Source organism: Synechococcus sp. EJ6-Ellesmere (assembly GCF_024345875.1).
GTDB lineage: Bacteria > Cyanobacteriota > Cyanobacteriia > PCC-6307 > Cyanobiaceae > Regnicoccus_A > Regnicoccus_A antarcticus.
Genome location: NZ_JAGQBY010000018.1, coordinates 20,467 through 29,088 on the forward strand (window position 1 = coordinate 20,467; position 8,622 = coordinate 29,088).

At 69.3% G+C, this 8,622-nt stretch carries 10 protein-coding genes; 4 read left to right on the forward strand and 6 right to left on the reverse strand.

Annotation, left to right across the window (positions count from 1 at the left end):
- Positions 1-90: 90 nt before the first annotated feature.
- Positions 91-1,356, reverse strand: a complete 1,266-nt coding sequence (locus KBY78_RS03415; RefSeq protein WP_255142357.1) for a CCA tRNA nucleotidyltransferase — start codon at positions 1,354-1,356, stop codon at positions 91-93.
- On the opposite strand from KBY78_RS03415, the gene KBY78_RS03420 reads away from it, so the two are divergent.
- The 3 genes from KBY78_RS03420 to KBY78_RS03430 are packed head-to-tail and all read left to right on the forward strand — an operon-like array spanning position 1,355 to position 2,846.
- Complete coding sequence (locus KBY78_RS03420; protein WP_255142358.1) at positions 1,355-1,606, forward strand: Ycf34 family protein; 252 nt, start codon at positions 1,355-1,357, stop codon at positions 1,604-1,606. The two genes, KBY78_RS03415 and KBY78_RS03420, sit on opposite strands and share 2 nt — an antisense overlap.
- Positions 1,603-2,262 (forward strand): tRNA (adenosine(37)-N6)-threonylcarbamoyltransferase complex dimerization subunit type 1 TsaB, encoded by a 660-nt coding sequence (gene tsaB / locus KBY78_RS03425; RefSeq protein ID WP_255142359.1) that lies wholly within the window; start codon positions 1,603-1,605, stop codon positions 2,260-2,262. Before KBY78_RS03420 ends, tsaB begins: the two co-directional genes overlap by 4 nt.
- Positions 2,262-2,846: a YdcF family protein gene (locus KBY78_RS03430; RefSeq protein ID WP_255142360.1), complete on the forward strand. Its 585-nt coding sequence runs from the start codon at positions 2,262-2,264 to the stop codon at positions 2,844-2,846. Before tsaB ends, KBY78_RS03430 begins: the two co-directional genes overlap by 1 nt.
- On the opposite strand, the gene KBY78_RS03435 is transcribed toward KBY78_RS03430, so the two are convergent.
- Genes KBY78_RS03435 through rpaB form a run of 5 tightly spaced genes read right to left on the reverse strand, consistent with a single transcriptional unit; the run spans position 2,761 to position 7,613 of the window.
- Positions 2,761-3,480, reverse strand: a complete 720-nt coding sequence (locus tag KBY78_RS03435; protein WP_037981220.1) for a 1-acyl-sn-glycerol-3-phosphate acyltransferase — start codon at positions 3,478-3,480, stop codon at positions 2,761-2,763. The two genes, KBY78_RS03430 and KBY78_RS03435, sit on opposite strands and share 86 nt — an antisense overlap.
- Before the next feature lie 56 nt (positions 3,481-3,536).
- Positions 3,537-4,436, reverse strand: coding sequence for an ACP S-malonyltransferase (gene fabD, locus KBY78_RS03440; RefSeq protein WP_255142364.1), 900 nt, complete (start codon positions 4,434-4,436; stop codon positions 3,537-3,539).
- 43 nt (positions 4,437-4,479) lie between these two features.
- On the reverse strand, positions 4,480-5,508 hold the full coding sequence (locus KBY78_RS03445) for a beta-ketoacyl-ACP synthase III (RefSeq protein ID WP_255142370.1): 1,029 nt from the start codon (positions 5,506-5,508) through the stop codon (positions 4,480-4,482).
- A 40-nt stretch (positions 5,509-5,548) separates the two neighbouring features.
- Positions 5,549-6,886 carry a phosphate acyltransferase PlsX gene (gene plsX / locus KBY78_RS03450; RefSeq protein ID WP_255142366.1) on the reverse strand — a complete coding sequence of 446 codons (1,338 nt, stop codon included), beginning with the start codon at positions 6,884-6,886 and terminating at the stop codon, positions 5,549-5,551.
- Positions 6,867-7,613, reverse strand: coding sequence for a response regulator transcription factor RpaB (gene rpaB, locus KBY78_RS03455; RefSeq protein ID WP_006172253.1), 747 nt, complete (start codon positions 7,611-7,613; stop codon positions 6,867-6,869). The genes plsX and rpaB overlap by 20 nt, the downstream gene beginning before the upstream one ends.
- 92 nt (positions 7,614-7,705) lie before the next feature.
- Between rpaB and KBY78_RS03460 the strand changes: the two genes are divergently transcribed.
- Positions 7,706-8,622: AAA family ATPase (locus KBY78_RS03460; protein ID WP_255142367.1), on the forward strand; the 917-nt coding region annotated here is incomplete at its 3' end.

Consider the following 8,622-nt stretch of genomic DNA (forward strand, 5'->3'; position numbering starts at 1 on the left):
CGGAAATCCCTTGACGAAACCTCAGACGATCAGCCGATGCTTACGGGCGGTGTCAGGCTGTGGATGGATGCCTTTTCATCATTCAGTAAATCATGCCGGGGTTCGCTCCAGCCAGAGTCGGGCGTGGCGCAGAGCCTCTTGCCGGTCCTGAATCCGGCCATAGGCGGCTTCGAGCGTGAGATGGGCGAGCAGCTCCCCCAGCCGCCGGGACGGGCTCAGCCCCAGGTGCTCCTGCAGACTGCCGCCATCGATCGGTGGACGGGGATGAAACAACGGATCGTGGGGATTACGCCAGCGCGTTAGCCATTCCTTCGCCAGGGAGGCTGGAAAAAACAGCAGCAGGGCCGGAAGATCCGCCTCCAGCTGCTGATGCAGTCTCAGCCGCTCCGCTTCGCTCAGGCGCTGCAGGCCGGAGGCGGCACCCTCGGCGCCCTCCAGCAGCCGCAGTAGCCAGCGGCGCAACAGCCCGCAACGCTGCTGCAGCTGACGGCTGCTGCGCAATCGCTCTAGGGCCGGCGCATCGAGCACCCGCGCCAGACGGGCCAGGGGCAGGGCCCGGGCCGCTTCTCCGGGGGTCAGCGCCAGCTCCAGCCAAACACCTTGTCCCCAGAGCGGCTCCGGGCCGATCGAGCGCCAGGGATCGAGCAGGCCGCAGCTGAGAGCCTCCTCCAGGCCCGTCCCCCCGCCGGGGGCCTGCGCCAGCTTCTCCAGTTCCTGCAGCACCCGCTCCGGAGCCACCTGGCTGATATGGCCGTGGTGGCGCTCGATCCAGCCACGGGTGCGCGGCTCCAGGCGGAAGCCCAGCTCCGCGGCCAGGCGCACCCCGCGCAGCATGCGCAGCGGATCGTCGAGCAGGTTGGCTTCCCGCACCGCAACCAGCTCTCCCCTCACCAGATCCTCCAGGCCACCGGTGGGATCGAGCAGCTCGGACCCTGGCAGCAGCGGCAGGGCCAGGGCATTCAGCCTGAAATCTCGCCTCCAGAGATCGCTCTCCAGGTCGTCCCCCACCTGGCGGGCCAGGTCCAGGCTCCAGCCGCGCAGCACCAGCCGGGCGATGGAGCGCTCGGCATCGAGAACCACGACGCTGCCGCCGTGGCGGCGGCTCAGCCTGTTGCAGAGGGTGATGGCGTCCCCGGGTACCACCAGGTCCAGGTCGGGCTGAGGTCCCAGGCGCCCCAGCAGCCCATCGCGCACGGCGCCGCCCACCAGGGCTGTACCGCTGGGGAAGGAGTCCGGGGGCAACGGCCAGCTCTCGATGCCCAGGGCCTGGCGCAGGACGGCAGTGGCGGCAGCCCTGCGCCCCTCAGGGGCGCAGGGCCACTTCAGAATGGGGGAATTGGAGGGCCCCGGCGGCATGTGCATCTGCGTCGACTGCCACTGGGTGGAGCGCTGTCAGGCCTATCACGCGGTGGAGAAGCAGCACGGTGTGGAGCACCTCAGCGCGGATCCGGATCTCTGCCCCACGTCTCCCCGCATCCACGTGCAGGTGATCAGCCTGGAGGGGGATCAGGTGGGGGTGGAGTGGGACGTGAGGGCCTGCGGCAGCTTCCAGCGCGACCCGGGCCGCTGGAGCCGCCTGCGCCCGGGTGAAGTGGTGCCGGCATGAGCGCTGTCACCCCGTCCTGGCTGCTGGCGCTGCACAGCACCAGCGAGGTTCTGGGGCTGGGTCTCGCCCCCCTGGCGCCTTTCTTTCAAGCTTCGGCCCAGGCCGCGCAAAGCCCCCGCATCAACAGCCATCCCCTGGGTCGGCGGCTCTCCAACGACCTGCTGGCCTGCGTCGAGCAGCTGCTGCCCGCCCATCAGTGGTGCGAGCTGGGGCGCCTGGCCGTGGCCACCGGTCCGGGCGGGTTCACCGGCACCCGAGTGACCGTGGTCTTCGCCCGCACCCTGGCCCAGCAGCTGGCGCTGCCTCTGGATGGATTCAGCAGTTTCCTGCTGATCGCCCACCGCCTGCGTCAGCGGGCCGAGGTGGGCGATCAGCCCTTCTGGCTGTTGCAGGAGCTTCCCCGTCGCGGCATCGTGGCGGGTTGCTACGCCGTGGACGAGTGGGCACTGGGGGGAATCGCCGAGCGGGAGGCCCCGCGCTTGTACGGACAGCTGGACGATCTGCCTCCAGGCGCTCGCCTGGAGGCGCGGGTCGATCCGGCGGCCGACGTGGAGCAGTTGCTGCGCCTGAGTGGGCTGGCGGCGGTGGCGGGATCGGCGGCTCCCTGGGCCAACGTGCTGCCCCTGTATCCCACCAGTCCGGTGCCCCAGCCCTGATGCGACGGCTGCTGGTGATGGCGCTGCTGGCCGGCGCTCTGATCGTGGTGGGCCGCGGACTGCTGCTGCCCAGCCTCGGTCATCCCCAGTTGATCCTGGTGCTGGGTGGCGATATCGAGCGGGAGAAGCTGGCCGGCCGGCTGGCTCACCGAGACGGGCTGCCCCTGCTGGTGAGTGGTGGCAGCAATCCCGAATACGCCCAATGGCTGTTCAGCCAGGAAGGGCTCGATCGCCGCCAGTTTCGTCTGGACTACCGCGCCCGCGACACCCTCGGCAACTTCACCACGGTGGTGGATGATCTCAAGCGTCTGGGCATCCACCATGTGCTGCTGGTCACCAGCAGCGATCACATGGACCGCGCCCTGCTGGTGGGACGGATCGTGGCCGGCAGCAGGGGAATCCACCTCACCCCGGTGTCGGTGCCCTGCGGAGACCGCTGCCTGCCGGAGGGGCGCCGCAAGGTCTGGGGCGATGGCCTCAGGGCCGCCGCCTGGGTGCTCACCGGTCGGGATCTTCGCTCGTGGGCGGCAGGGCGGCTGGGGCCCGCGCTGGGGCCAGCAGACCCTGATCAAGGAGTGCGTTGATCTGCTCCTGACAGGCGGCAGTGGTGGCCAGCAGGTCGACGCGGCGACGGGAGGCGGGTGGGGGGATGATCTGGCCGATACGGATGTGGATCGGCACCAGTCTTGGGGTGCTCTGCCCCGTGCCGAGGGCCCGGTGGCTGTTGATGATCGCCACGGGCAGCAGGGAAGCCCCCGACCGGGCCGCCAGCAGGGCGGCCCCTGGCTGCGGCTGATTCACGCGCCCATCCGGCTGGCGGGTGCCGTCGATGAACACGCCGGTGGCCCAGCCCTCGAGCAGGCGGTCGGTGGCGATGCGGATGGCCTCCCGGTCGCTGGCGCCACGGGAGACGGGATAGGCCCCGCAGGCCCGGATGATGGGCCCCAGCAGGGGCACCCGGAACAGTTCGGCCTTGGCCATGAAGGCCACCGGACGCCCCAGGGCGTGCCCCAGCAGGGGCGGGTCGAGATGGGAGCCATGGTTCGCGACCACCACCAGGGCCCCATCCAAGGGCACCCGGTCATTGCCGCTGGTGCGGCCCCTGAACAGCAGCCGGAATACCGGAAACACCAGCAGGTAGCTGATCAGGCGGTAGGTGAGGCTCGGCCTGGGCGTGAGCAGCGCTGGGGGCTCAGCCCTGCTTCTGCGGCGGCGCAGGCCGCGGCGGCGGGGTGTGATCGGCCCGCTGGCCGGGAGGCCCTCCCCGGTGTCGCTCACAGGCCCAGGTCGGCGGCGCTGCCGATCTGGGCAGTGGTGACTCCGCTCAGGCTGCGTTTGATCAGACCACTGAGCACGTTGCCAGGGCCGATCTCCACCACGGTGTCGATCCCGTGGGCCGCCAGCTGATCCATGGTTTCGCGCCAGCGCACTCCGCTCACCATCTGCCGCTGCAGCCGCTGCTTGAGCTCGGCCCCGTGGCTGGTGGGGGTCGGATCGGTGTTGCTCAGCACCGGGATGCTGGCATCGGCGAAGGGCACCTCCTCCAGCAGGGCGGCGAAGGCAGCGGCCGCATCGGCCATGAATGGGGAGTGAAAGGCCCCGGAGACCGCCAGGGGGATGGCCCGTTTGCAGGAGAGCTGGTCGGCCACGGCGGCCACGGCTTCCGGCAGGCCTGAGATCACCACCTGGGCTGCGCTGTTGTCGTTGGCGATCACCACGCCCTCGCTGGCCTCCACCAGGGCCTCCAGTTCGCTGCGCTCGAAGCCCATCACCGCGGTCATCGCCCCGCCTCCGGCTGCGGCCATCAGCTCGCTGCGGCGGCGCATCAGCTCCAGGCCGGTGCTGAAGTCGAAGACATCCGCGGCGTAGAGAGCCACCAGTTCCCCGAGGCTGTGGCCGGCCACCAGATCGGCCTGGCGGCCCTGGGCCTTGAGACCATCCACCAGCAGGCTTTCCAGCACGAACAGGGCAGGCTGGGTGTTGCGGGTGTCGCCCAGATCGTTCGGCTGCCCCTGACCCTCGCTCGCCTCGCCGGCACAGATCGCCAGCAGGTCGCGGCCCAGCAGCTCGGAGGCGGCGGCGAAGCGCTCGCGGGCTCCCGCGAGCTCCAGCACACCGCTGGCCATGCCGGCTTTCTGTGAGCCCTGACCGGGAAACACCCAGGCAATCCCCATGGCGACACGCGCTCGAACCGGCTGGAGATTACGGCGGTGCGGGTCAGCCGGGGGCAGCGGGCGCCCGCGCGCCGCCGGGGCCACCCCAGCGCAGCAGGGCCGCACCCCAGCTGAGTCCGGCCCCGAAGCCGCTGCTGGCGATCAGATCACCCGGGCGCACCCGGCCATCCCTGACCGCCTCATCCAGCATCAGCGGGATGGTGGCGGCGGAGGTGTTGCCGTAGCGGGCCAGGTTGCTGAGCACCCGCTCATGGGGGATGGCGAAGCGGTCAGCGACCGCATCGAGGATGCGCTGGTTGGCCTGGTGCAGCAGCAGCCAGTCGAGCTGCTCAGCGGTCGTGCCGGTGCTGTTCAGCAGTTCCTGCAGCACCGCCGGTACCTCCCGCACGGCGAATTTGTAGACCTCCTGGCCATTCATGTGGATGGTCTCGAAGCCGCCTTTCTGGCTCGAGTGACCCTCCAGCAGGGGGACGTGATCGTCGCGCTGGCGCAGGGACAGGCAGTCGGCCCGGCGACCATCGGAGTGCATCTTGAAGCCCAGCAGGCCGTTGCGCGGCTCCTCGCAGGCCTCCACCGCCACCGCGGCGGCACCGTCACCGAAGAGCACGCAGGTGCTGCGGTCATCCCAGTCGATCCAGCGGCTGAGCTGATCGGCTCCGATCACCAGGGCCCGCCCCACCGTCCCCCCCCGGATGTACTGGCCGGCGGTGATCAGGGCAAAGAGAAAGCCGCTGCAGGCGGCGGTGAGATCGAAGGCCGCCGCCTGCCTGGCACCAATGGCCCCCTGCACCCGGGGGGCGGTGCCGAACAGATCATCCGGGCTGGACGTGGCCAGCAGGATCAGGTCGAGATCCTCCGCGTCCCAGCCGGCCTGCTCCAGGGCGGCCTGGGCGGCAGCGGTGGCCAGGCTGGTGAGGGTTTCGCCGGGACCGGCGATCCGGCGGGCGGCGATGCCGGTGCGGCTGCGGATCCAGGCGTCGTTGGTGTCGACCCGGCTGCTGAGCTGCTCATTGCAGACGCTGACCGGCTGAAGGGCGCTCACGCTACCCACCAGTGCAATGCCTGCGCCCATCCGGCGGAGCGACACCGTCTCAGTCCTCAGTGGGGCTGAGTCAACCACAGGCCGTTGCGGTCTCTTCCTGGGCACTGAGCCGGTGCAGGTCGTCCATGACCCCATGGCTGGCGGCCAGGTGGGCGATGCGCAGGGCACTGACCACCGAGAGGGCCTTGCTGCTGCCATGGCCGATCACGCAGACGCCATTCACGCCCAGCAGCAGGGCACCGCCGTGCTCGGCATGGTCGAGGCGCTTCTTGATCCTGATCAGATTGCTGCGCAGGAAAGCCGAACCCACCTTGCCGCGGCGGCCGCGGGGCAATTCCGCCCGCAACACATCAAGCAGCACGCTGCCCACCGATTCCAGGAACTTGAGCAGCACGTTGCCGGTGTAGCCATCGCAGACGACCACATCGAAGGCGCCTGAGAGCACATCGCGGCCTTCACAGTTGCCCTTGAAACTGATCCTTCGCTCAGCCGCCAGCAGGGGAAAGGCCTTGAGCGTGAGCTCGTTCCCCTTGCACTCCTCCTCGCCGATGTTGAGCAGACCGACGCTCGGCCGGGCCACCCCGAGCACATCGCGGCTGTAGATGCTTCCCAGCAGGGCGAACTGGTGCAGGTAGCCCGGTTTGCAGTCCATGTTGGCGCCCACATCGAGCACCAGCACCTGCTGGGACGGATCCTTGGTGGGAAAGAGGGCGCCGATGGCCGGCCGGTCGATGCCCTTGAGGCGCCCCAGCCGGAAGATGGCCGAGGCCATCACGGCCCCGGAGTTGCCAGCGGAATAGATCGCGGTGGCCTCACCCCGCTTCACCAGGTCCATGGCCAGGTTGATGCTGGCGTCGCGCTTGCGCCGCACCACCGTGGCCTCGTCGTCCATGCCCACGGACGGGCCACTGGGCACCAGCTCGATCAGGCCCCGCTGGATCGCCTCCCGCAGCAGTTCGCCCAGGCCCAGCTGAGGGACCACCGCCTCCACAGCAGCAGTTTCGGCCACGAAGCGGATGCGTACGGGCAGGATCTGCACCGCCCTGAGGCAACCCTCCAGGATCGGTCCGGGGGCGTGGTCACCGCCCATGCCGTCGACGGCCACCCAGAGGCGCTCGCCGCGGTTGATGGCCGCCAGTTCCTCACCGCCACTCTGCTGTAGCCAGCGCAGGGGATCGATCACCAGCGGGTTGAGGACCGAGCCGGCCGTGGAGGCCATGCTGCCGGCCACCGACCCTGCTGCCGAGGCCGCTGCCGACGCTGCCGTGCTGGCGGAGGACGTGGCCGTGCCCACAATGGAGGTGACCGCCGCATTGCGGCGGTACCAGATCACCAGCCGACGAATGGCCCGGCTGGGCTTGGCACGCCTGGCGGAGCGAGAGTCGAGATCAGGTTCCTTCGGAGGCAACGGCTTCCACGATGCGCTGGAACAGGTATCCCGTGCCGCGTGCCGTGAGGATCAGCTCGGGATTAGCTGGATCATCCTCCAACTTGGAGCGCAACCGGGAGATGTGGACATCCACCACCCGGGTGTCCACATGGCGCTCGGGTGTGTAGCCCCAGACCTCCTTGAGGATTTCGCCGCGGCTGAAGGGTTCACCCGAGCGGCTCACCAGCAGCTCCAGCAAGCTGAATTCCATGCCGGTGAGGCGGATGCGCTCCTCCCCCCGGTACACCTGACGCTTGTTGGTGTCGATGCGCAGCTCCCCCACCTGGATGACTCCGGAGTTGGGGATCCCCACCACCGGGTCCTTCTCCACCCTGCGCAGGACGCAGCGGATGCGGGCCTCCAGTTCCTTGGGGCTGAAAGGCTTGACGACGTAGTCATCGGCCCCCAGCTCCAGGCCGGTGATGCGGTCGGCCACATCGCCCAGGGCGGTGAGCATCACAATCGGCACATCCGATTCCTTGCGCAGCTCCTGGCAGACCCCGTAGCCATCAAGCTTGGGCATCATCACGTCGAGCACCACCAGGTCCGGACTCGACTGACGAAACGCCTCGAGGGCCTCGACGCCGTCGGAGGCCGTGACCACCTGATAGCCGATCATCGAAAGGCGGGTGTCCAGGATCCGCCTGATGCTGGCTTCGTCGTCGACGACCAGGATGGTCTCCTTGGCTGAACTGGAAACCGTCATCGTGTGGCCGGCACGGTTACAAAATCTCCGACTACTGAAAAGGCGCGAGCACCCGAAAGTTCACCCAAAGCCACCATTCGTCACAAACCTCCTTGGGACGTTCCACTCCTTTCTACGCCTGCCAGAGCTGTGGAGCCCAATCCCGTCAGTTCTTCGGCCGCTGCCCCGGGTGCGGCAGCTGGAACAGCCTGGTGGAGCAGAGCAACCCCGCTGCTGATGGCCGCCGTCGGCGCGCCGCACCCTCTCCCCCAGCGGATGGCGCCGCTCCCCGGGCGCGGCGTTCCGAGCCGATCCAGACCGTGGGCGAACGCCCGCTGCGGCGTCTCGCCACGGGCTTCCCTGAGCTGGATCGGGTCCTCGGGGGTGGCCTGGTGCCCGGATCGCTGGTGCTGGTGGGCGGGGATCCCGGCATCGGCAAGTCGACGCTGCTGCTGCAGAGCGCGCGGGCCCTGGCGGAGGCCTGCTCGGTGCTCTATGTGAGTGCCGAGGAGTCGGCCCAGCAGGTGAAGCTGCGCTGGCGGCGCCTGGGCCCGGAGGAGGGAGCGGAGGGGGCAAGCGACCAGGCCGGACTGCAGTTGCTGGCCGAAACCGATCTGGAGCTGGTGCTCCAGGAGCTCGAGGCGCTGCGCCCGGCGGTGGCGATCATCGACAGCATCCAGGCCCTCCATGACGCCGAGCTGAGCAGCGCCCCGGGCTCGGTCTCCCAGGTCAGAGATTGCGCCGCAGCCCTGCAGCGGCTGGCCAAGCGCCAGGACACAGCCCTGTTGCTGGTGGGCCACGTGACCAAGGAGGGGATGCTGGCGGGGCCCAAGGTGCTTGAGCATCTGGTGGATGCTGTGCTCACCTTCGAGGGCGACCGCTTCGCCAGCCACCGCCTGCTGAGGGCCGTCAAGAATCGCTTCGGTGCCACCCACGAACTGGGGGTGTTCGAGATGCGCGACCGGGGCCTGGCAGAGGTGACGAATCCCAGCGAGTTGTTCCTTGGCGGAGAAGGACCCTGCGCCGGCAC

Coding starts and splice junctions, on each gene's coding strand:
- KBY78_RS03420 (WP_255142358.1), top strand. CDS start 1,355: ATGTGCATCTGCGTCGACTGCCACTGGGTGGAGCGCTGTCAGGCCTAT.
- KBY78_RS03415 (WP_255142357.1), bottom strand. CDS start 1,356: ATGCCGCCGGGGCCCTCCAATTCCCCCATTCTGAAGTGGCCCTGCGCC.
- tsaB (WP_255142359.1), top strand. CDS start 1,603: ATGAGCGCTGTCACCCCGTCCTGGCTGCTGGCGCTGCACAGCACCAGC.
- KBY78_RS03430 (WP_255142360.1), top strand. CDS start 2,262: ATGCGACGGCTGCTGGTGATGGCGCTGCTGGCCGGCGCTCTGATCGTG.
- fabD (WP_255142364.1), bottom strand. CDS start 4,436: ATGGGGATTGCCTGGGTGTTTCCCGGTCAGGGCTCACAGAAAGCCGGC.
- KBY78_RS03445 (WP_255142370.1), bottom strand. CDS start 5,508: ATGGGCGCAGGCATTGCACTGGTGGGTAGCGTGAGCGCCCTTCAGCCG.
- rpaB (WP_006172253.1), bottom strand. CDS start 7,613: ATGACGGTTTCCAGTTCAGCCAAGGAGACCATCCTGGTCGTCGACGAC.